The organism is Pelagerythrobacter marinus, assembly GCF_009827515.1.
GTDB classification, from domain to species: domain Bacteria; phylum Pseudomonadota; class Alphaproteobacteria; order Sphingomonadales; family Sphingomonadaceae; genus Pelagerythrobacter; species Pelagerythrobacter marinus.
In genome coordinates, this window is record NZ_WTYO01000001.1 from 336735 (window position 1) to 354496 (window position 17762).

At 68.9% G+C, this 17762-nt stretch carries 30 protein-coding genes; 7 read left to right on the plus strand and 23 right to left on the minus strand.

Annotated elements, in window-relative coordinates; genetic code table 11:
- Nucleotides 1–49 precede the first annotated feature (49 nt).
- Nucleotides 50–700: a TetR/AcrR family transcriptional regulator gene (locus GRI72_RS01475; RefSeq protein ID WP_160732150.1), complete on the plus strand. Its 651-nt coding sequence runs from the start codon at nucleotides 50–52 to the stop codon at nucleotides 698–700.
- Here the strand turns inward: GRI72_RS01475 and GRI72_RS01480 are convergent.
- The 10 genes from GRI72_RS01480 to leuC form a co-directional block, all read right to left on the minus strand.
- Nucleotides 697–1467 carry an NUDIX hydrolase gene (locus GRI72_RS01480; protein WP_160732151.1) on the minus strand — a complete coding sequence of 257 codons (771 nt, stop codon included), beginning with the start codon at nucleotides 1465–1467 and terminating at the stop codon, nucleotides 697–699. The two genes, GRI72_RS01475 and GRI72_RS01480, sit on opposite strands and share 4 nt — an antisense overlap.
- Nucleotides 1468–1747: 280 nt before the next feature.
- The gene (gene grxD / locus GRI72_RS01485; protein WP_160732152.1) at nucleotides 1748–2074 is read right to left on the minus strand and encodes a Grx4 family monothiol glutaredoxin; all 327 of its coding nucleotides are present in this window, start codon (nucleotides 2072–2074) and stop codon (nucleotides 1748–1750) included.
- Between the two features lie 34 nt (nucleotides 2075–2108).
- Nucleotides 2109–2342 carry a BolA/IbaG family iron-sulfur metabolism protein gene (locus GRI72_RS01490; protein ID WP_160732153.1) on the minus strand — a complete coding sequence of 78 codons (234 nt, stop codon included), beginning with the start codon at nucleotides 2340–2342 and terminating at the stop codon, nucleotides 2109–2111.
- Between the two features lie 7 nt (nucleotides 2343–2349).
- Complete coding sequence (locus tag GRI72_RS01495) at nucleotides 2350–2673, minus strand: DUF1476 domain-containing protein (RefSeq protein ID WP_160732154.1); 324 nt, start codon at nucleotides 2671–2673, stop codon at nucleotides 2350–2352.
- Between the two features lie 99 nt (nucleotides 2674–2772).
- Nucleotides 2773–3771 carry an NADPH:quinone oxidoreductase family protein gene (locus GRI72_RS01500; RefSeq protein ID WP_160732155.1) on the minus strand — a complete coding sequence of 333 codons (999 nt, stop codon included), beginning with the start codon at nucleotides 3769–3771 and terminating at the stop codon, nucleotides 2773–2775.
- The gene (gene leuD, locus GRI72_RS01505) at nucleotides 3768–4370 is read right to left on the minus strand and encodes a 3-isopropylmalate dehydratase small subunit (protein ID WP_160732156.1); all 603 of its coding nucleotides are present in this window, start codon (nucleotides 4368–4370) and stop codon (nucleotides 3768–3770) included. Before leuD ends, GRI72_RS01500 begins: the two co-directional genes overlap by 4 nt.
- Nucleotides 4370–4537, minus strand: coding sequence for an isopropylmalate isomerase (locus GRI72_RS01510; protein ID WP_160732157.1), 168 nt, complete (start codon nucleotides 4535–4537; stop codon nucleotides 4370–4372). The genes leuD and GRI72_RS01510 overlap by 1 nt, the downstream gene beginning before the upstream one ends.
- A gap of 40 nt (nucleotides 4538–4577) precedes the next feature.
- Nucleotides 4578–5072: a DNA-deoxyinosine glycosylase gene (locus GRI72_RS01515; protein WP_160732158.1), complete on the minus strand. Its 495-nt coding sequence runs from the start codon at nucleotides 5070–5072 to the stop codon at nucleotides 4578–4580.
- Nucleotides 5069–5473, minus strand: a complete 405-nt coding sequence (locus GRI72_RS01520; protein WP_160732159.1) for a GFA family protein — start codon at nucleotides 5471–5473, stop codon at nucleotides 5069–5071. Before GRI72_RS01520 ends, GRI72_RS01515 begins: the two co-directional genes overlap by 4 nt.
- The gene (leuC, locus tag GRI72_RS01525) at nucleotides 5470–6900 is read right to left on the minus strand and encodes a 3-isopropylmalate dehydratase large subunit (RefSeq protein WP_160732160.1); all 1431 of its coding nucleotides are present in this window, start codon (nucleotides 6898–6900) and stop codon (nucleotides 5470–5472) included. Before leuC ends, GRI72_RS01520 begins: the two co-directional genes overlap by 4 nt.
- A gap of 133 nt (nucleotides 6901–7033) precedes the next feature.
- Between leuC and GRI72_RS01530 the strand changes: the two genes are divergently transcribed.
- On the plus strand, nucleotides 7034–7435 hold the full coding sequence (locus GRI72_RS01530) for an acyl-CoA thioesterase (protein ID WP_160732161.1): 402 nt from the start codon (nucleotides 7034–7036) through the stop codon (nucleotides 7433–7435).
- An 18-nt stretch (nucleotides 7436–7453) separates the two neighbouring features.
- Nucleotides 7454–7972: a sterol desaturase family protein gene (locus GRI72_RS01535; RefSeq protein WP_160732162.1), complete on the plus strand. Its 519-nt coding sequence runs from the start codon at nucleotides 7454–7456 to the stop codon at nucleotides 7970–7972.
- A gap of 289 nt (nucleotides 7973–8261) precedes the next feature.
- Here the strand turns inward: GRI72_RS01535 and GRI72_RS01540 are convergent, their stop codons facing one another.
- From GRI72_RS01540 to GRI72_RS14520, 12 genes are all read right to left on the minus strand, one after another.
- On the minus strand, nucleotides 8262–8612 hold the full coding sequence (locus tag GRI72_RS01540; RefSeq protein WP_160732603.1) for a DUF454 family protein: 351 nt from the start codon (nucleotides 8610–8612) through the stop codon (nucleotides 8262–8264).
- A 50-nt stretch (nucleotides 8613–8662) separates the two neighbouring features.
- The gene (locus tag GRI72_RS01545) at nucleotides 8663–8821 is read right to left on the minus strand and encodes a YqaE/Pmp3 family membrane protein (RefSeq protein WP_160732163.1); all 159 of its coding nucleotides are present in this window, start codon (nucleotides 8819–8821) and stop codon (nucleotides 8663–8665) included.
- Between the two features lie 146 nt (nucleotides 8822–8967).
- Nucleotides 8968–9375: a SufE family protein gene (locus GRI72_RS01550; RefSeq protein WP_160732164.1), complete on the minus strand. Its 408-nt coding sequence runs from the start codon at nucleotides 9373–9375 to the stop codon at nucleotides 8968–8970.
- 101 nt (nucleotides 9376–9476) lie between these two features.
- Nucleotides 9477–9719, minus strand: a complete 243-nt coding sequence (locus tag GRI72_RS01555; RefSeq protein ID WP_160732165.1) for a hypothetical protein — start codon at nucleotides 9717–9719, stop codon at nucleotides 9477–9479.
- 51 nt (nucleotides 9720–9770) lie between these two features.
- Complete coding sequence (locus GRI72_RS01560; RefSeq protein ID WP_160732166.1) at nucleotides 9771–10040, minus strand: hypothetical protein; 270 nt, start codon at nucleotides 10038–10040, stop codon at nucleotides 9771–9773.
- Nucleotides 10037–10324, minus strand: a complete 288-nt coding sequence (locus tag GRI72_RS01565) for a hypothetical protein (protein ID WP_160732167.1) — start codon at nucleotides 10322–10324, stop codon at nucleotides 10037–10039. Before GRI72_RS01565 ends, GRI72_RS01560 begins: the two co-directional genes overlap by 4 nt.
- A complete protein-coding gene (locus GRI72_RS01570; RefSeq protein ID WP_160732168.1) occupies nucleotides 10321–10638 on the minus strand; it encodes a hypothetical protein in 318 nt (105 codons plus the stop codon). Before GRI72_RS01570 ends, GRI72_RS01565 begins: the two co-directional genes overlap by 4 nt.
- Nucleotides 10638–10952 (minus strand): hypothetical protein, encoded by a 315-nt coding sequence (locus GRI72_RS01575; protein ID WP_160732169.1) that lies wholly within the window; start codon nucleotides 10950–10952, stop codon nucleotides 10638–10640. Before GRI72_RS01575 ends, GRI72_RS01570 begins: the two co-directional genes overlap by 1 nt.
- 21 nt (nucleotides 10953–10973) lie before the next feature.
- Nucleotides 10974–11351: an envelope stress response membrane protein PspC gene (gene pspC, locus GRI72_RS01580; RefSeq protein ID WP_160732170.1), complete on the minus strand. Its 378-nt coding sequence runs from the start codon at nucleotides 11349–11351 to the stop codon at nucleotides 10974–10976.
- The gene (gene pspB / locus GRI72_RS01585; protein ID WP_160732171.1) at nucleotides 11348–11644 is read right to left on the minus strand and encodes an envelope stress response membrane protein PspB; all 297 of its coding nucleotides are present in this window, start codon (nucleotides 11642–11644) and stop codon (nucleotides 11348–11350) included. The genes pspC and pspB overlap by 4 nt, the downstream gene beginning before the upstream one ends.
- Before the next feature lie 3 nt (nucleotides 11645–11647).
- Nucleotides 11648–12613: a phage shock protein PspA gene (pspA, locus tag GRI72_RS01590; RefSeq protein WP_419880230.1), complete on the minus strand. Its 966-nt coding sequence runs from the start codon at nucleotides 12611–12613 to the stop codon at nucleotides 11648–11650.
- Nucleotides 12610–12762 (minus strand): hypothetical protein, encoded by a 153-nt coding sequence (locus tag GRI72_RS14520; protein ID WP_202388876.1) that lies wholly within the window; start codon nucleotides 12760–12762, stop codon nucleotides 12610–12612. The genes pspA and GRI72_RS14520 overlap by 4 nt, the downstream gene beginning before the upstream one ends.
- Nucleotides 12763–12917: 155 nt before the next feature.
- Between GRI72_RS14520 and pspF the strand changes: the two genes are divergently transcribed.
- Complete coding sequence (pspF, locus tag GRI72_RS01595; protein ID WP_160732172.1) at nucleotides 12918–14003, plus strand: phage shock protein operon transcriptional activator; 1086 nt, start codon at nucleotides 12918–12920, stop codon at nucleotides 14001–14003.
- Here the strand turns inward: pspF and rnk are convergent, their stop codons facing one another.
- Nucleotides 14004–14408, minus strand: a complete 405-nt coding sequence (gene rnk / locus GRI72_RS01600) for a nucleoside diphosphate kinase regulator (protein ID WP_160732173.1) — start codon at nucleotides 14406–14408, stop codon at nucleotides 14004–14006.
- A gap of 343 nt (nucleotides 14409–14751) precedes the next feature.
- Here rnk and rimP point away from each other — a divergent pair, with 343 nt between their 5' ends.
- From rimP to GRI72_RS01615, 3 genes are read left to right on the plus strand one after another with little or no spacing between them, the layout of a single operon-like run.
- The gene (gene rimP, locus GRI72_RS01605; protein ID WP_160732174.1) at nucleotides 14752–15330 is read left to right on the plus strand and encodes a ribosome maturation protein RimP; all 579 of its coding nucleotides are present in this window, start codon (nucleotides 14752–14754) and stop codon (nucleotides 15328–15330) included.
- Nucleotides 15330–17018: a transcription termination factor NusA gene (gene nusA / locus GRI72_RS01610; RefSeq protein WP_160732175.1), complete on the plus strand. Its 1689-nt coding sequence runs from the start codon at nucleotides 15330–15332 to the stop codon at nucleotides 17016–17018. The genes rimP and nusA overlap by 1 nt, the downstream gene beginning before the upstream one ends.
- Entirely contained in the window at nucleotides 16999–17757 is a 759-nt protein-coding gene (locus GRI72_RS01615) for a DUF448 domain-containing protein (RefSeq protein ID WP_160732176.1), read from the plus strand. Before nusA ends, GRI72_RS01615 begins: the two co-directional genes overlap by 20 nt.
- Nucleotides 17758–17762: the final 5 nt, after the last annotated feature.

The following is a 17762-nucleotide window of genomic DNA, read 5'->3' on the forward strand; positions in this document are numbered from 1 at the left end:
TAGGCATTACACGATTGTCATGCAACCCGGAATCGTGGAGCCTTGCGGAATGAATTACGAATTCGAATGCGATCGCCTCGATCGTCGGCGGCGCGCGATCGTCGACGCGGCGCGCGCGCTCTTCATCGAACAGGGTTACGAGCGTACGACGCTGGGCCAGATCGTCGATCGCGCCGGCGGGTCGCTCGCCACCGTCTACAAGCTGTTCGGCAACAAGGAAGGACTGCTGGACGCGGTCGTCTTCGAAAAGGCCGCCTCCGGCGAAAGCGTGATCCGCGAGGTCGCCGCGCGCCACCGGTCGCCCCCGGCGATGCTGCGCGAGCTGGCGGGCGCGCTCTACGAGCGGTTTCTCGAACCCGACGATGTCGCGCTCGTGCGGATGGTCATCGCGCGCAGCATCGACGACGTCGATTTCGCCCGGCGCTTCTTCGAAACGACCGCCATGCACACGCGCAAGGCGCTGGAGGACGTGTTCGTGGAGTGGGCGGACGCCGGCGTCGCGATGTCCGGCCCGCCCGAGGTCCTGTCGGAGATATTCCTCGGCCTGATCATCAGCGACCTCCAGAACGACGCGATCAGCCACGGCGTCATGGCCCGGCCCGGTGCGGAGCGGATCGCCGAGCGGACCGAGTTCTTCCTGCGCGGGGCGGGCCTCGACGACGCGCGCGAAAACCCCGGCCGCGCCGAAACGCCGGCCTAGCTGCGCCGGACCCCGTCGAGCGGCTCCGCCGTCACCGGGTAGCCGAGATTCTCGGGGATGCAGATCCAGCGCGCCCCGTCGCGCTCTTCCACGAAGGGCGTGATCGTCTGCTGGGGGAAGGCGGCGCAATCGCGCAGCGCGGCGTCGAAATCGGCGAACCCGGCCAGCCGCTCGAGGTTGCGGCGCGTGGGGAAGATCACCGTCAGATCCCCCCGGTCGGCGGCGGCGAGGGCATCGGCGGCCGTGGTCCAGAACAGGCGCGTGTTCTCGGTTTCATCGACCGCCACGTCGACTTCGCCGGTGCCGAGGTCCGCGAGGTAGAAGCGCGTGTCGAAGATGCGCGGCAGACGCTCGTTGCGCGGGAACCAGCGGGCGAAGGGCACGATCGCGCCCAGGTCGAGCGTCCAGCCGGTGGCGTCGAGCACCGGGGCGAGCGAGCCGGCGTCGAGCAGGATGCGCCGTGCCTCGCGCGCGCTCCCGCCATCGATCCGGCCCGCGAACCCGATCGCGAGGCCGGTTTCCTCCAGCGTTTCGCGGATCGCGGCGATCCGGTGGGCAGCCTCGTCCGGGTCGTCGACCTCGGGCAGGGTTGCGGCCAGTGCGCGGTCGGCATCGTCCACGCGGCCACCGGGGAACACGGCGGCCCCGCCGGCGAAGCTCATCGTGCGCGAACGGATGACCATCAGCAGTTCGGGCGGCGAGCCTTCCGGCCCCTTGCGGAAGACCACGACGGTGGCGGCGGGAATGCCGTTGGGCGTATCGTTCATCGCTGCCAGTGTGGAGCGCGCGCCGTCCGCTGCCAAGGGTGAATCGCCTGTCGGTTTCCTTTACAACCGGCGCGCGGCGTTAACGCCCCTTTACCTTCGTATCGCGCGGATTCCCGCGCGATGGCACGCCTGGCACGAACAATGCAGCGCGGCGCGTACCCAAAGCGGTCTTCGAACAGAGGCGGCGCATCCAGTCTCCCGGCGCCGCCTCCCCGAACCCAGCAAAATGGCCCGCGCCGGCAGTGCCGGGCGGGCCATTTTCATCGCATGGGGCGGACGGTCAGGCCTTGGCGACCTGCTTGTCGTCGAGCATCTGCTGCAGTTCGCCGGCTTCGAACATCTCCATCATGATGTCGCTGCCGCCGACGAATTCGCCCTTCACGTAAAGCTGCGGGATCGTGGGCCAGTCCGAATAGGCCTTGATTCCCTGCCGGATTTCCATGTCCTGCAGGACATCGACGCCCTCGAAGGCGACGCCGCAGTGGTCGAGGATCGCGACCGCGCGGCTGGAAAAGCCGCACTGCGGGAACAGCGGCGTTCCCTTCATGAAGAGCACCACGTCGTTCTTGCCGACGATGTCGGTGATGCGTTCGTTGATATCGGCCATGGAGACTTTCCGTTCAGGTATCGTGTCGTGAACGTCAGGTGGGCACTTCGGTCGTGAGTTGCAAGGCGTGAAGCACGCCGCCCATCTTCCCGCCGAGCGCGTCGTAGACCATCTTGTGCTGCTGCACCCGGGTCTTGCCCGCGAACTGAGGGGCGACGACGCGCGCGGCCCAGTGGTCCCCGTCGCCGGCGAGGTCGGTCATGACCACTTCCGCGCCGGGCAGCGCGGCCTTGATCATGCCTTCGATTTCCGGGCCGGACATCGGCATGGCGCGATCAGCTCTCGCTCATCAGCTGGCGCTTCGCCTCGACCGTCTTTTCCTCCAGCTTGGCCCGGATGTCGGCTTCGCTGACGTTGCAGTCGGCGGCGGTGAGATCGCCCAGGAGCTTGCGGATCACGTCCTCGTCGCCCGCTTCCTCGAAATCGGCCTGGACGACGGCCTTCTTGTAGGCGTCGGCTTCCTCGGCGGTCAGGCCCATCAGCCCGGCGGCCCATTCGCCCAGCAGCCGGTTGCGCCGGGCGGCGACGCGGAAGGCGGTTTCCTCGTCCATCGCGAACTTGGCTTCTTCCGCGCGCTCGCGATCCTTGAAGTCGGTCATGCAGTCCTCTCGAGAGGGGTGGGTTCTGGCGACGGGATAGAGGCAGGCCCCGCGCGGGGCAAGCGCGCAATCGCGCCCCGCCGCGCGGGAAGGCCCGCGTCAGTCCATCGTCACGACCAGCTTGCCCACGGCCTGGCGGTTTTCCAGCCTCGCGATCGCCTCGCCCCCGCGCTCCAGCGGGAAGGTCTCGGAGATCAGCGGATCGATCTTGCCCGCCTGCAGCAGTTCGAACAGCTCGTCCGCCTGGGCGCGGAACCGCTCCGGCTCGCGCGCAGTGAAGGCGCCCCAGAACACGCCGCAGATATCGCACGATTTCAGCAGGGTCAGGTTGAGCGGCATTTTCGCGATTCCCGCCGGGAAGCCGACCACGAGGAAGCGCCCCTCCCACGCGATCGCGCGCAGCGCCGGTTCCGAATACTGCCCGCCGACGATGTCGTAGACGATGTTCGCGCCTTCGGGGCCGCAGGCGGCCTTGAACTTGCCGGCCAGTTCCTTGCTGGCCGCCTTGTCCATCTCCCCGCGGGGATAGATCACCACGTCGTCCGCCCCGGCCTTGCGCGCGACTTCGCCCTTCTCCTCGCTCGAGACGGCGGCGATCACGCGCGCGCCGAAGGCCTTGCCCAGCTCGATCGCCGACAGGCCGACCCCGCCCGCCGCGCCGAGGATCAGCAGCACGTCGCCTTCCTTGATGTGCCCACGATCCTTCAGGCCGTGGATCGTCGTGCCGTAGGTCATCATCAGCGAGGCGGCCTTTTCGAACGGCACGCCTTCGGGCACCTTGAACATGCGCCCGGCCTGAACGCAGACTTTCTCCGCCAGGCCGCCGTTGCCGATCCCGGCCAGGACCCGGTCGCCGACCTGCCAGCCTTCCACCCCGTCGCCCAGCGCGGCGACGACCCCGGCGATCTCGCCCCCGGGGGCATAGGGCCGCTCCGGCTTGAACTGGTAGAGGTCGCGGATCATCAGCGTGTCGGGGAAGTTGATCGCGCAGGCCTTCACGTCGACCAGCACTTCGCCCGGGCCGGGCGCGGGCACCTCGACTTCGTCGAGCGTCAGCGTTTCCGGGCCTCCGACGGCGTGGGTGCGAAGAGCTTTCATGCGGCATTCTCCCTAGGTTCTGCGAGCCAGGGCATGTCGCGCGCCTGGCGTTTCTCGTAGGCGGCGATCGCGTCGCCGCGTTCCAGCGTCAGGCCCACTTCGTCGAGCCCCTCCAGCAGGCAATGCTTGCGGAAGGCGTCGATTTCGAAGGTGAAGCGGTCCTGGAAAGGAGTCGTCACGGTCTGGTTCTCGAGGTCGAGCGACACCGGATCGGTGCGCGCGACCTCCAGCAGGCGATCGACCTGTTCCTGGGGGAGGGAGACTGCAAGGATTCCGTTCTTGAACGCGTTGCCGGCGAAGATGTCGGAGAAGCTGGGCGCGATCACCGCCCGGATGCCGAGGTCGAGCAGCGCCCAGGCGGCATGTTCGCGGCTCGACCCGCAGCCGAAGTTGTCGCCCGCGATCAGGATCGGCGCGCCGGCGAAGTCGGGATCGTCGAACGGGTTGCCCGGCTGGCCGCGCAGCGATTCGAACGCGCCCTTGCCAAGCCCTTCGCGCGTGACCGTCTTCAGCCAGTGCGCCGGGATGATGACGTCGGTATCGACATTCTTGGTGCCGAGCGGGATCGCGCGGCCCTCGATGGTCGAGACCGGCTCCATCAGTCGGTTTCCGGCTTTTCGCCGGAGGGGATCGGCCCGGGCTGGGTCGGCGTGTTCTTCGCCTTGCGCTTGGACGCATAAAGCAGCGCGGCGGCCACGGCGGCGGAGCCGATCGCGCCGGCGAGCGCGGCCTTTCCGCCAAGCGATGAGGGGAGCTTCCTGGTCATGCCCTATCCCATGCGCGGCTGCCCGAATCTTGGCAAGGGGTCACCCGAGGAAATCCGCTAGCCGTCCCCAAAGACGCTCTTTCTCGGCCAGGGGCATGGCGGCATGGGCGGGGGACGAGGAAGGCAGGTCGACGAGCGCCAGCCCGGCCCGGCCGGCCAGTTGGGGCCGCCCGATCGCGGCGCTCTTGCGCCCGTTGAAGGCCACGGCGCGCAAGTCGGGCAGGGTGGCGACGAGGGCGGCCAGCGGGGCGTGCTCCGCCTCGCGGATCGCGGAATCGAGGCTGCCGCTGCGCCGGGCGGAGGCGACCGTGTCCCACAGCGCGATCCGGTGCGCCTTGAGCGCGGCCAGCCGCTCCTCGTAGCCGCGCGATACCAGGTCCACCCCGATCGCCTTGCCGACGAGGTGCCAGAACCGGTTGCGCGGGTGGGCGTAGTAACGGCGCGCGGCGAGCGAGGCCTCGCCCGGCAGGCTGCCCAGGATCAGCAGGCGCGCATCGGGCGCGGCGAGCGGGGCGAAGGCCGCCTTGCGCGTCAAAACGCCTTGCCGTCGCCGATGCGGCCGGTCCCCGTCTCGATGAACGCGTCGTCCGCTTCGAACACGCAGCGCCCGTCCTGGTAGGTGACTTCCACCCCGTCCAGCTCGTCCTGCACGAACAGCCGGGTGTTGACGCCGATCCGGTCCAGCGCGTGCGCGGCACTGGCGGTGTAATGCGTGGCCGATCCGCAGCGCGGGCAGAAGTGGAGGACGAGCCAGGGATCGTCGAGATCCTCGCGCCTGTAGTCCGCGACCGCGCCGTCCACGCGCACCGCCGCCGGATCGTAGTAGCCCCAGGCCGCGCCCGAACAGCGACACAGGCGGCAGTTGCAGATCCCGACCCGGTCCGGCGGGCCGGGCACCTCGATCCGCACGCGGCGGCAGAGGCAGTGGCCGATCACGCCAGTTCGCGCACGTCCGCCAGGCGCCCGGTCACCGCCGCGGCGGCGGCCATCGCGGGGCTGACCAGGTGGGTGCGCGCGCCCGGCCCCTGGCGGCCGACGAAGTTGCGGTTGCTGGTGCTGGCGCAGCGTTCGCCCGCCGGCACCTTGTCGGGGTTCATCGCGAGGCAGGCGGAACAGCCCGGCTCGCGCCATTCGAGGCCCGCCGCGGTGAAGACCCTGTCCAGCCCCTCGGCCTCCGCCTGGCGCTTGACCAGCCCCGATCCGGGCACGACGATCGCCCACTTCACGCCGGGCGCCTTGTGCCGGCCGCGCAGGACCTCGGCCGCGGCGCGCAAGTCCTCGATCCGGCTGTTGGTGCAGCTGCCGATGAAGACGTTCTCGATCGCGACGTCGGCCAGCCGCTGGCCCGGTTCCAGCCCCATGTAGGCGAGCGACTTGCGCGCGGCCTCCTGCTTGGCCGGATCGGCGAAGCTCTCCGGCGCCGGCACGCGTCCGCCGATCGGGACGACGTCTTCCGGGCTCGTGCCCCAGGTCACCGTGGGCTCGATATCGGCGGCATCGATGGTGACCGACTTGTCGAACGCGGCCCCCTCGTCGGTCCGCAGCGTGCGCCACCAGGCGAGCGCGCGGTCCCAGTCCGCCCCGCGCGGGGCATAGGGCCGGCCTTCGAGGTAGGCGAAAGTCACCTCGTCCGGCGCGATCAGGCCGGCGCGCGCGCCGCCCTCGATGCTCATGTTGCAGACCGTCAGGCGGCCTTCGACGCTCATCTCCTCGAACACGCGGCCGCGATACTCGATCACGTGGCCGGTGCCGCCCGCGGTGCCGATCACTCCGATCACGTGCAGGATCAGGTCCTTCGGCGTGACGCCGGGGCCCAGCGCGCCCTCGACCCGGACTTCCATCGTCTTCGACTTGCGCAGCAGCAGGGTCTGCGTGGCGAGCACGTGTTCGACCTCGCTCGTGCCGATGCCGAACGCAAGCGCGCCGATCCCGCCGTGCGCGGCAGTGTGGCTGTCGCCGCAGACGATCGTGGCCCCGGGCAGCGAGAAGCCCTGTTCGGGGCCGACGACGTGGACGATGCCCTGTTCGGGCGCGGTCGCGCCGATGTGGCGAATGCCGAAATCGGGGGCATTGCGCTCCAGCGCGGCGAGCTGGGCCGCGCTCTGCGGGTCGGCGATCGGCAATCGCTTGCCCGCCGCATCGACCCGCGCCGTGGTCGGCACGTTGTGGTCGGGCACGGCCAGCGTCAGGTCCGGCCGGCGAACCGTGCGGCCGCTGGCGCGCAGCGATTCGAATGCCTGGGGGCTGGTGACCTCGTGGACGAGGTGGCGATCGATGAAGACCAGGCTGGTCCCGTCGTCGCGCGTTTCCACGACGTGGGCGTCCCAGATCTTCTCGTACATCGTGCGGGGGGCGCTTGCCATGGGACCGGGCTATGCCCCCTGCCCGGGGGCGGCAAGATGGGAAAACTTGGCCGCGATCAAGGCTTGCGGGAGGCGGCCCGACCGGGGCGAGATTTGCAATGCAATCGCAACGCTTTTCTGGTAGCTTACAGGCATGTCAGCAAAACCCTTTGCCTTTCCGATCAAGGTCGCGCCCGAAGACATCGACTTCATGGGCCACGTCAACAACGCGCGCTATCTCAACTGGGTGCAGGATGCCGTCCTCGCGCACTGGCGCAAGCTCGCCCCGGCGGACGAGGTGGCGAGCAAGGCGTGGGTCGCGCTCAAGCACGAGATCACCTATCGCAAGCCCGCCTTCCTCGAAGACGACGTGATCGCGCGCACCGTGCTCGAAAGCATCAAGGGCGCGCGCGCGTTCTACTCCACCGTCATCCACCGGGGGGAGGAAGTGCTGGCCGAAGTGAAGTCGAGCTGGTGCTGCATCGATGCCGAGACGCTGCGCCCCGCGCGGATCGGCGAAGAGGTGGCACGGTTCTTCTTCCCGCGCGAGCAATAGCGTATAAGGGATCGCGCCATGAGCGTGATCGCAGCCGTCCTGATCGTATTCGCCACCATCGTCGCGATGGAAGGCGTCGCCTGGGCCAGCCACAAGTACGTGATGCACGGGTTCGCCTGGGCCTGGCACCGCGACCACCACGAACCGCACGGCAACGTGCTGGAGAAGAACGACCTCTTCGCCCTCGTCGGCGCGGCGATGAGCATTGCGATGTTCGCGCTCGGCAGCCCGTGGATCATGGGCGAGGGGGCCTGGCCGCCCGCGACCTGGATCGGGCTGGGCATTCTCGCTTACGGCGTGATCTACACGCTGGTGCACGACGGGCTGGTTCACCAGCGCTATTTCCGCTGGGTTCCGCGCAGCGGCTATGCCCGCCGGCTGGTCCAGGCGCACAGGCTGCACCACGCGACGGTGGGGAAGGAAGGCGGGGTCAGCTTCGGCTTCGTCTTCGCGCGCGACCCGGCCCGCTTGAAAGCGGAGCTGAAGGCCCAGCGCGAGGCGGGGATCGCCGTGGTCCGCGACAGCGCCGGCGCCTGATCGCGCGCGCCGAAGGTCGCACGGGCGCGTTACGCATAGTGCGCGTGTCGAAAGCGTGACCTTCCGTGAAATCGCCCGGCAAACCAGCGTCTTGCACGGCATGCCGCGACGCCGGTCGTGACCTTTCGCCGCGCCGCCGCGCGTGACCTTCGGCGCCTGCATTGGGGCCAGCGCGCAGCAGGGCCGGCGCCGATGCGGCGAATCCAACGGGGCGCGATGGGCGGTCATGCCCGCCGGTCTGGCAGATTGATACGATGTAGGAAAACGCGGCGCGCGTTGCCCCGCGCGATCACTCGTTCCGCGTGGCGATCCAGGTGCCGCAGGTGACGAGGATCGCGATCGAGATCCAGTACCACGGGTGGCCCAGCGTGTACCAGGTGAAGACCGTGCCGACGGTCATCGCCCCGATCGCCATCGTCTTCGCGCGGCGGCTGATCGCGCGCCTTTCGCGCCAGTCGCGGATCTGCGGCCCCCAGTGCGGGTGATCGAGAATCCGGCGTTCCCATTCCGGGTTGCTGCGCGCGAAGCAATAGACCGCGAGCAGGAGGAAGGGGACGGTCGGCATCAGCGGCAGGAAAGCGCCGAGCGCGCCCAGCGCCACCGCGACGATGCCTGCGGCGAGATAGATCCGGCGCACGATTCCCCCCCTTGAACCCGATGTGCCCGCCCGCCGGGGCCGCCGGCGCGATCCTAGCGCACGTAGTTGACGTAGACCGCGTGAATCAGGCCGGGGACGAACAGGATGATCGTCAGGATCAGGTTTATCAGGAAATCCTTGTTCAGCCCATGCTTCAGCGCCACGCCCAGCGGCGGCAGCAGGATGGTGGCGATAAGAATGATGATCGGCATGAATGAACGCTCCTTGCTGTTCAGGCTGTCCGGGCTGGCCGGGCTGTCCGGGGCCGGCGCGGCCGCGTCCCGCCGGGGCGGGGCGTGCCGGCCGCGCGGGCCGTTTACCTGACAGCGTTCTCGCGCGCCTGCGGTTCCGCCGCCGGTCAGCCCGCCGCGATCCGCGCGGCGTGATCGCGCACCAGCGCGATCATGTTCGGCACCCCTTGCGTGCGGTTGGAACTCAGCTGGTTCTTCAGGTCGAACGGGGCCAGCGCGGCGGCAATGTCCATCTCCGCTACCTCGCGCGCGGGCCGGTCCTGCACCGCTGCGATCACGAGCGCGACGATCCCCTTGGTGATCGCGGCATTGCTGTCGGCGAGGAAATGCAGGCGCTCGCCCTCGGCCGTGGGATAGACCCAGACCGCGGCCGAGCAGCCGCGCACCAGCGTCGCATCGGTTTTCAGCGCCTCGGGCATCGGCTCCAGCTCGCGCCCCAGCTCGATCAGCAGGCGATAGCGTTCGTCGCCTTCGAGGAACTCGTATTCTTCGCGGATGTCGTCGAGCGTTCGCATGGGGCGGCAGGTAGGGGCCGCGGCGCGAAAACGCAAAGGGCCTTCGCCCCGGCTTGCCGGCCCAGGGTCGCTCGAGGCGCGCAAGCGCGCCGTGCCCGACGTCAGAGATCGACCCCGCTGGCAATGGCTTCCAGCTTGCGGATGCGTTCCTTCAGGTCCGCGATCTCGATCCGCGCTGCGCCCAGTTGCGCGCCGCCCTCGATCTCCGGCGGCGGGCGGCGGCCGGCGCGGTCCAGTTCGCGTTCCTTGAGCGAAAGCCAGCCCTGCCAGCCGCGCAGCGCGGCGAGGGCGACGATGCCGATGGCGACGAGCGCTGCGGCGGCGATGACGATCTGGTCGCTCATGGGCAATGCTCCTTTCCCTCTTGTCCTCCGGCCCCGTTCCCGCGGCCGTCGCTACTTGTCGCGCAGGCGCTCGATCTCGTCGGCGATCGCGCGCGCCTCGCGCCCGTCCACGGTGATCTTCTCCAGCACGCGGATCCGTTCGCGCAGGTCCTCTATCTCGCGCCGGGTCTCCGCGTCGGCGGCACCGGCCCCGGTCGCCTCGCCGGCGTCGGCGCCGTCGGCCGGGCGGTCCCGGCCGGGGCCGCGTTCGCGCCGCGCGTTCATGACCTGGACGATGCCCCAGATGGCGACGATGACGACCGCGGCGGTCCAGAAGCTCATTGCACTTGCTCCCTCTCGTCGGCGAGGCGCAGCGCGTCGATCTCGCGCGCGAGGTCGGGGCTGCGGTCGGTCGCGATCCGTTCGAGCACCTGGAGCCGTTCCTCCATCCGGCCGATCTCGGCATCGGAGCGCTGGCGCCCTTTCGCCTCGGCCAGGCGCACTTGCAGTTCCAGTTCCTTGCTGCGGTGCTTCATCCGGCTCTCGTAAGCGCTGAGGACGATGCCGGCGGCGACGATGAAGCCGACGATCAGCGCGCAGAAGGCGATCGCTTCGGGCAGGCTCACTGGACCTTGTCCTTCGCCTGGTCGTGGCGCAGGCGCTCGATCTCGTGGGTCAGGCCATAGCCGCTGTCGGTGACGATCCGCTCGACATTGGCCAGCCGGTCCTTGATCGATCCCAGCTCGGCCCGCAGCTCGGCGTTCTCCTGCGTCAGCAGCTTGACCCGTTCGACCGCCTGGTCGTTCTTGGGATAGACCGCCTTGCCCCAGCTGTTCTCGAGCGGGTAGCCGTTCTTGACCCGGATCCAGGTATTGGCGACCCAGCCCAGCGACAGCGCGATCACCGCGCCGATCACGGCGGTTTCGGTCATGAATTCCATTACGCCTTCTCCTTCCGGGCGATGTCGAGCGGGACGCCGGCGCCTTCGCTCTCGACGCGGTGCTGGTCGCGCAGCGCCTCGATCTGGGTCGACACGTCGTATCCGCGGTCGGTCACGATCCGTTCGAGCACCCGGACCCGTTCCTCCAGGTCCTTGATCTGGCCGGTATATTGCGCGGCCTTTTCAGCCGTCATCTCGGCGGTCGACTTCGCGTTCATCTCGGCCATCTTCTGCTGGTGCCGCGACCAGATGGCGACGATCGGGATCATCAGTGCGATGATCGGGATCATCACGCCCAGTACTGCTACGTCCATTGTCCTTTTCCCCTTTGCGGTTCAGCGCAGCCGCTCGATCTCGGCGGTGAGGCGCGGGTTGGAAGAGACGTAGTACGTCTCGACCTCGGCCAGGCGGCGATCGATGTCGCGCATCCGGGCGCGGATCTCGCGCGCGGTGCGCTTCGGGCTCTGCCGCACGCGCTGCCAGTACTGCTGTTCCTCGCGATCGACGTAGAGGTGCGGCGGCTTCTTGTTCAGCAGGATGCCGGCGAGGAAGTAGAACGGGATCGTCATGCCGCCGGCGAAGAAGGTCAGGCCCAGGAAGCCCAGCCGGACCCAGAAGGCATTGACGCCGGTGTAGTCGGCAATGCCCGAGCAGACCCCCATCAACTTGGCGTTCTGCTTGTCGCGGTAAAGCGTGGTGCGCGGGCTGTTCACTGGTGGGCTCCCTTCTTCTCGGCGAGCAGGCGATCCAGCTCGCGCAGTTTCTCGTTGTCGATCTCGCGGTCGTGGACCAGCCGGGCGGGCTTGAAATCGGGGTTGTCGCTGGCGACCAGGCGCTCGACCGTGTCCATCCGCTCGTCGAGCCGCTTGGCGAGGCTGTAGAGTTCTTCCAGCAGGGCCTCGTCGTCGCTGGTGATCGTGGCGGATGTTTTCCACTTGGTGATATAGTGGAGGATGATCCACGGCAGCGCGATGAAGATCGCGGGAATGATGATCAGCTCTTCCATCGATCAGTCCTCCTTTCCGGCGTCGCTGCCGCCGGCCTTCTTGCCCAGCGCGCGCTTCATCGCTTCCAGTTCCTCGTCGACCTTGTCCGACCCTTCGAGCGCGGCGATCTCGTCGGCGAGCGAGAGCTGGCCGCTGTCGTCGGACAGCGAAAGCGCGTCGGCGCGGCCCTCGGCGTAATCGACCCGGCGTTCGAGCTGGTCGAAGCGGCTCAATGCCTCGTCGGTGCGCTCGGTGCTCATCAGCGTGCGCAGCTTGACGCGGTTCTCCGCGCTTTCGAGGCGCGCGGCGATCGCGGTCTGGCGGCTGCGGGCCTCGCGCAGGCGATGCTGCAGCTTGGCGATATCCTGCTCGTAAGCGCGCAGGGCATCGTCGAGCACGGCGATTTCCTGCTTCAGCTGCTCGGCCATGTCGGCCGCCTTCTTCTTCTCGACCAGGGCGGCGCGGGCCAGGTCCTCGCGATCCTTGCTGAGCGCGAGCTGCGCCTTCTCCGCCCAGTCGGCCTGGAGCCGTTCGAGCTTGACCGTGTGGCGATGCATCTCCTTCTGGTCCGCGATCGTGCGCGCCGCGCTGGCGCGGACTTCGACCAGGGTTTCCTCCATCTCGAGGATGATCATGCGGATCATCTTGGCCGGGTCGTCGGCCTTGTCGAGCATGTCGTTGAAATTGGCGGCGATGATATCGCGGGTACGGCTGAATATGCCCATCAAAGGTGCTCCGTTGAAATTGAAGTCGCCCGACCAGCCGCCGCCGGCCCGGGCGTGCGAGCGGCCCTGGGTCGGGCGTTCGCTGGTGGTGCGTTCGCGCGTGGGGCGGCCCTGCGTCGGGGTGGGGCTGGTGCGCAGGCGCTCGACCTCCTCGTCGAGGCGCGAGGGGCGGTTATGGGCCGAAGCGTGCGGGGACTGGGGGGTGTCGCGCTCCGGCCCAAGGGGGGTGGACCTGCCGGTATCGAGATCGGTCGGCTTGCTCACGCCAGCTCAACCTGTTCGCAGCCGATCGTCGCGGCCATTGCCGGCGTCGCCTGCATCTGGCCGCTGAGCGCCACGAACAGGGCCATCGCGGCGATGCTGGCGATGGAAGCCTGTCCCAGCTTGCTCTGGAAGAAGCGGCGGTCGTACATCGTGTGGGTCCTCCCTGGATCGGTTTCGTTCACCAATCAGCAAGGGGTGTGCCAGTTTCGGAAAGTGACGTATTATCAATGGATTGCAAGATAGCGCAAAAAATCTGATCGGCGTATCTTGCCAACTATCGGCGAAATTCACTATAGGTTGGGTCGTGGATCGCGAAAACCAGTTCATCGGCCAGTCCGGCGCCTTTCTCGACGCGGTCGAGCGCGCCAGCCGCGCGGCCCCGATGCGCCGGCCGGTGCTGGTGATCGGCGAACGCGGCACGGGCAAGGAACTCATCGCCGAACGTCTCCATCGCCTGTCCACCCGGTGGGACGAACCGCTCGTCACCATGAACTGCGCCGCCCTGCCCGAAACGCTGATCGAGGCGGAGCTGTTCGGCCACGAGGCGGGGGCCTTCACCGGGGCTACCAGGGCGCGGCCGGGCCGGTTCGAGGAAGCCGACAAAGGCACGTTGTTTCTCGACGAACTGGGCACGCTGTCGATGGCGGCGCAGGAACGGCTGCTGCGCGCGGTCGAATATGGCGAAGTCACCCGGATCGGCGCGAGCCGCCCGGTGCGGGTGGACGTGCGGATCGTCGCCGCGACCAACGAGGACCTGCCCGCGCTGGCCGAGCGGGGCGAGTTCCGCGCCGACCTGCTCGACCGGCTGAGCTTCGAGGTCATCACCCTGCCGCCGCTGCGCGTGCGCGAGGGCGACGTCGAGGTCCTGGCCGAGTATTTCGGCCGGCGCATGGCGGCCGAGCTTCACTGGGACGGCTGGCCCGGCTTCGCCGACCACGTCGCGCGCCAGCTGGAGGACTATCCCTGGCCGGGCAACGTGCGCGAACTGCGCAACGTGGTCGAGCGCGCGGTCTACCGGTGGGAAGACTGGCAGGAGCCGATCGGCCATGTCCAGTTCGACCCCTTCGACAGCCCGTGGAAGCCGTTCGAGCCGGCGACCCGGCGGGCGGAGCGCGATAGTCTGGGGCAGGGCCAGGGCCAGGGTAAGGGCAAGGGGCAGGGCGCCCCGGCATCCGCCCCGGCATCGGCCGCGGCGGGCACCGATCTCGACGCGATCGACGACTTGCGCGCCGAGGTCGATGCCCACGAACGGCGCATCGTCGAACACGCGCTGGGCCGGCATCGCTGGAACCAGCGCCAGACGGCCAAGGCGCTGGGCCTGACATACGACCAGCTGCGCCACTGCATCCGCAAGCACGGGCTGGGCGAACGCGCCGGCGCGGGCGACTAGTCACCCCGGGCGATCGACGCTTTCGATCGCCAGCAGGCGGTCCTCCCCGCTGCGGTCCGGCCAGCTGATTTCCTGTCCCACGCGCAGGCCGAGCAGGCCGGCGCCGACCGGGGTGAGGATCGACAGGCGCCCCTGCGAAATGTCCGCCTCGCCGGGATAGACGAGCGTGATCGTCCTCCGCTCGCCGGTTTCGCGCACCACGAACACGACGGTGGAGCCCATCGTGACGACATCGCGCGGCACCCGGCCCGCGGGAACGGTCTGCGCCCGGTCGATCTCTTCCAGCAGGAGACGGCTGACTTCGGGTTGCCGGCCCTGCATCGCCAGGGCCAGGTCTGCGAGGGTGTCCGCTTCGCTTTCGGCGAGCGTGATGGGTGGCCGCACGGCGGCCTTCGTGGAGGTCATGGATCGAAACTTTCGCTGGGCGCGAAGCGGCGCCGGATAATGGGAAAATGCAGGCCTGGCCCCGGGGCCGGGGCATGCACGCACCCGTCCCGGGGCTAGATGCCCGCGAGAAGCTGTCCCCCGAGGTGTCGGAAATATCCGGTCGCCATTCCCGGAAGCTGTCACCTTGCACGGGGCCTGTCAAACGCGCGCGCGGGCGCAATGTCGAATCGAGTTGCAAAAGGCGGGCGCCGCGTCTATCTGCCCCTTCATCCCGACATTGTCGCGACACTGGAGGGGCTGGCGCCGCGAGGGGCCGGCACCCGGAAGCCGTGTCGCAAGCGTCGTGCAGAACGGAGAGCGAATGGCAGACCTCGTGCGCCTGGCACAGATCATCGAACCCGAAGCGCGCGCGCTCGGTTTCGAGCTGGTGCGCGTGAAGATGGTCGCTTCCGAAGCCGGCGAGGGCGGGCAGGCGCTCCAGGTCATGGCCGAGGACCCGGCGACCGGACAGCTCGTGCTCGACCAGTGCGCCGCGCTTTCGCGCCGCATCTCCGACCGGCTCGACGCGCTGGAGGACGAGGGCGAAGTCCTGGTCGAAGGCGCCTATCACCTCGAGGTCAGTTCGCCCGGGATCGACCGGCCGCTGACCCGGGCGAAGGACTTTTCCCAATGGGTCGGCCACGAGGCGAAGATCGTCCTGGCCGAGAAGGTCGACGGCCACCGCAACTTGCGCGGGCCGCTGGCCGGGTTCGAAGGGGGCAAGGCCCTGATCGACGACCGCAAGGCGGGCCGCGTGGCGGTGCCGCTGGAGGCAATCCATTCGGCCAAGCTGGTCCTGACCGACGAGCTGATCGCCGCGACCCGCCCGCTCGACGCGTCGGGGGCGGACGAAATCGAAGAAATCCCGCAAGACGAAAGCAAAGAGAAGGCTGACGACTGATGGCCAGTGCAATTTCCGCCAACAAGGCCGAGCTGCTCGCGATCGCGAATGCAGTCGCCTCCGAGAAGATGATCGACAAGGCGATCGTCATCGAGGCGATGGAAGAGGCGATCCAGAAGAGCGCGCGCAACCGGTACGGCGCGGAGAACGACATCCGGGCCAAGCTCGACCCGCAGACCGGCGACCTGCGCCTGTGGCGCGTGGTCGAGGTGGTCGAGGAAGTCGAGGACTACTTCAAGCAGGTCGACCTGGCCCAGGCGCAGAAGCTGGACCAGGATGCCAAGCTGGGCGACTTCATCGTCGATCCGCTGCCGCCGGTCGACCTCGGCCGCATCGACGCACAGAGCGCGAAGCAGGTGATCTTCCAGAAGGTCCGCGATGCGGAGCGCGAGCGCCAGTACGAGGAATTCAAGGACCGCGCGGGCGAAGTCATCACCGGCGTGATCAAGTCGGTCGAATTCGGCCACGTGATCGTCAACCTCGGCCGCGCCGAGGGCGTCATCCGCCGCGACCAGCAGATCCCGCGCGAGGCCGCGCGCGTCGGCGAGCGCGTGCGCGCGCTGATCACCAAGGTCGAACGCAACAACCGCGGCCCGCAGATCTTCCTCAGCCGCGCGCATCCCGACTTCATGAAGAAGCTGTTCGCGCAGGAAGTGCCCGAGATCTACGACGGCATCATCGAGATCAAGGCCGCCGCCCGCGACCCGGGCAGCCGCGCCAAGATCGGCGTGATCAGCCATGACAGCTCGATCGACCCGGTCGGCGCCTGCGTCGGCATGAAGGGCAGCCGCGTCCAGGCGGTCGTGCAGGAACTGCAGGGCGAGAAGATCGACATCATTCCCTGGAGCGAGGACACCGCGACGTTCGTCGTCAACGGCCTCCAGCCCGCCACGGTCAGCCGCGTCGTCCTCGACGAGGACGAGGGGCGGATCGAGGTCGTCGTGCCCGACGACCAGCTGAGCCTGGCGATCGGCCGCCGCGGCCAGAACGTGCGCCTGGCGAGCCAGCTCACCGGGCACCAGATCGACATCATGACCGAGGAAGAGGCCTCGGAGAAGCGGCAGAAGGAATTCGCCGAACGCTCCAAGATGTTCGAGGAAGAGCTCGACGTGGACGAGACGCTTTCGCAGCTGCTCGTCGCCGAAGGCTTCGCCGAGCTGGACGAGGTTGCCTATGTCGAGCTGGCCGAGCTGGCCTCGATCGAGGGCTTCGACGAGGAGCTGGCCGAGGAACTGCAGAGCCGTGCGCTCGAGGCGATCGAGCGGCACGAGGAAGCGGCCCGCGCCGAGCGCCGCGAGCTGGGCGTCGAGGACGACCTGGCCGAATTGCCGCACCTGACCGAGGCCATGCTGGTCACGCTGGGCAAGGCGGGGATCAAGACGCTCGACGACCTGGCCGATCTCGCCACCGACGAGCTGATCCAGAAGAAGCGCGAGGCCCCGCGCCGCCGCAACAATGCCGACGGTCCGCCGATGCGGCGCCCTTCCGCGCGCGAGCAGGACAAGGGCGGCGTGCTGGGCGAATACGGCCTGAGCGAAGAGCAGGGCAACGAGATCATCATGGCCGCGCGCGCGCACTGGTTCGAGGACGAGGAACCCGCCGCGCCGGAGGTCGAGAACGAGGAATCGGCCGCCCCGGCCGAAGAGCCCGCCACCGAGGAGGCCGCCGATGCGGACTCCGAACAATGAGCGCCTGACCCCCGACATCGCCGGAGCCGGCGGCGCGGACCGTTCCGCGCCGGAGCGGCGCTGCATCCTCTCCGGGGAGCACGGCGCGCGCCACGCGCTGGTGCGCCTGGCGATCGCGCCCGACGGCCAGGTCCTGCCCGATCCGCTGGCGCGCGCGCCGGGGCGGGGGGCCTGGATCGGCGTTCCGCGCGCGGCGCTGGAACAGGCGATCGCCGGCGGCCGCCTGCGCGGCGCGCTGGCGCGCGCGTTCCGGGGCGCGGCGCTGACCGTGCCGGCGGACCTGCCCGACAGGATCGATGCCGCGCTGGAGCGGGTCCTGCTCGACCGGCTGGGACTCGAAATGCGCGGCGGACACCTTATCTTGGGGTCCGACCGCATTGCCGAACACGCGCGCGCCGGACGGGTCGCGCTGCTGCTCCATGCTGCCGACGCCAGCGAGGACGGGTCGCGAAAGCTCGACCAGGCCTGGCGGGTCGGGCGCGATGCCGAAGGTAGCGGGGAGAGGGGCATTCGCTTGCCACTGGACCGGGCGGCGCTGTCTGTGGCATTGGGCCGCGACAATGTTGTCCACCTGGCGCTGGCCGACGCGGCCGCGGCCGATCGGATCGGCTCGATCCTGGCGCGCCTGCTGCATTTCAGGGGCCTTGCACCCGCCGAACATGACGGTGCGCCGGGCTTGCCCGGGGCGCCGGGGTCCACGGTCGCACCCGGGGACGAGCATATCGAGATTGAAGGATAGACGAG

Bases quoted from the DNA above. Each gene is read 5' to 3' on its own strand.
- rimP (WP_160732174.1), top strand. From the start codon at position 14,752: ATGGCAGACCTCGTGCGCCTGGCACAGATCATCGAACCCGAAGCGCGC.
- GRI72_RS01570 (WP_160732168.1), bottom strand. From the start codon at position 10,638: ATGGAATTCATGACCGAAACCGCCGTGATCGGCGCGGTGATCGCGCTG.
- pspB (WP_160732171.1), bottom strand. From the start codon at position 11,644: ATGGAAGAGCTGATCATCATTCCCGCGATCTTCATCGCGCTGCCGTGG.
- grxD (WP_160732152.1), bottom strand. From the start codon at position 2,074: ATGGCCGATATCAACGAACGCATCACCGACATCGTCGGCAAGAACGAC.
- GRI72_RS01560 (WP_160732166.1), bottom strand. From the start codon at position 10,040: ATGAGCTTCTGGACCGCCGCGGTCGTCATCGTCGCCATCTGGGGCATC.
- GRI72_RS01535 (WP_160732162.1), top strand. From the start codon at position 7,454: ATGAGCGTGATCGCAGCCGTCCTGATCGTATTCGCCACCATCGTCGCG.
- GRI72_RS01530 (WP_160732161.1), top strand. From the start codon at position 7,034: ATGTCAGCAAAACCCTTTGCCTTTCCGATCAAGGTCGCGCCCGAAGAC.
- GRI72_RS01500 (WP_160732155.1), bottom strand. From the start codon at position 3,771: ATGAAAGCTCTTCGCACCCACGCCGTCGGAGGCCCGGAAACGCTGACG.
- GRI72_RS01490 (WP_160732153.1), bottom strand. From the start codon at position 2,342: ATGCCGATGTCCGGCCCGGAAATCGAAGGCATGATCAAGGCCGCGCTG.
- GRI72_RS01555 (WP_160732165.1), bottom strand. From the start codon at position 9,719: ATGAGCGACCAGATCGTCATCGCCGCCGCAGCGCTCGTCGCCATCGGC.
- GRI72_RS01545 (WP_160732163.1), bottom strand. From the start codon at position 8,821: ATGCCGATCATCATTCTTATCGCCACCATCCTGCTGCCGCCGCTGGGC.
- nusA (WP_160732175.1), top strand. From the start codon at position 15,330: ATGGCCAGTGCAATTTCCGCCAACAAGGCCGAGCTGCTCGCGATCGCG.
- leuC (WP_160732160.1), bottom strand. From the start codon at position 6,900: ATGGCAAGCGCCCCCCGCACGATGTACGAGAAGATCTGGGACGCCCAC.
- GRI72_RS01480 (WP_160732151.1), bottom strand. From the start codon at position 1,467: ATGAACGATACGCCCAACGGCATTCCCGCCGCCACCGTCGTGGTCTTC.
- GRI72_RS01495 (WP_160732154.1), bottom strand. From the start codon at position 2,673: ATGACCGACTTCAAGGATCGCGAGCGCGCGGAAGAAGCCAAGTTCGCG.
- GRI72_RS01550 (WP_160732164.1), bottom strand. From the start codon at position 9,375: ATGCGAACGCTCGACGACATCCGCGAAGAATACGAGTTCCTCGAAGGC.
- GRI72_RS01575 (WP_160732169.1), bottom strand. From the start codon at position 10,952: ATGGACGTAGCAGTACTGGGCGTGATGATCCCGATCATCGCACTGATG.
- leuD (WP_160732156.1), bottom strand. From the start codon at position 4,370: ATGGAGCCGGTCTCGACCATCGAGGGCCGCGCGATCCCGCTCGGCACC.
- GRI72_RS01475 (WP_160732150.1), top strand. From the start codon at position 50: ATGAATTACGAATTCGAATGCGATCGCCTCGATCGTCGGCGGCGCGCG.
- GRI72_RS14520 (WP_202388876.1), bottom strand. From the start codon at position 12,762: ATGTACGACCGCCGCTTCTTCCAGAGCAAGCTGGGACAGGCTTCCATC.
- rnk (WP_160732173.1), bottom strand. From the start codon at position 14,408: ATGACCTCCACGAAGGCCGCCGTGCGGCCACCCATCACGCTCGCCGAA.
- GRI72_RS01615 (WP_160732176.1), top strand. From the start codon at position 16,999: ATGCGGACTCCGAACAATGAGCGCCTGACCCCCGACATCGCCGGAGCC.
- GRI72_RS01510 (WP_160732157.1), bottom strand. From the start codon at position 4,537: ATGACCAGGAAGCTCCCCTCATCGCTTGGCGGAAAGGCCGCGCTCGCC.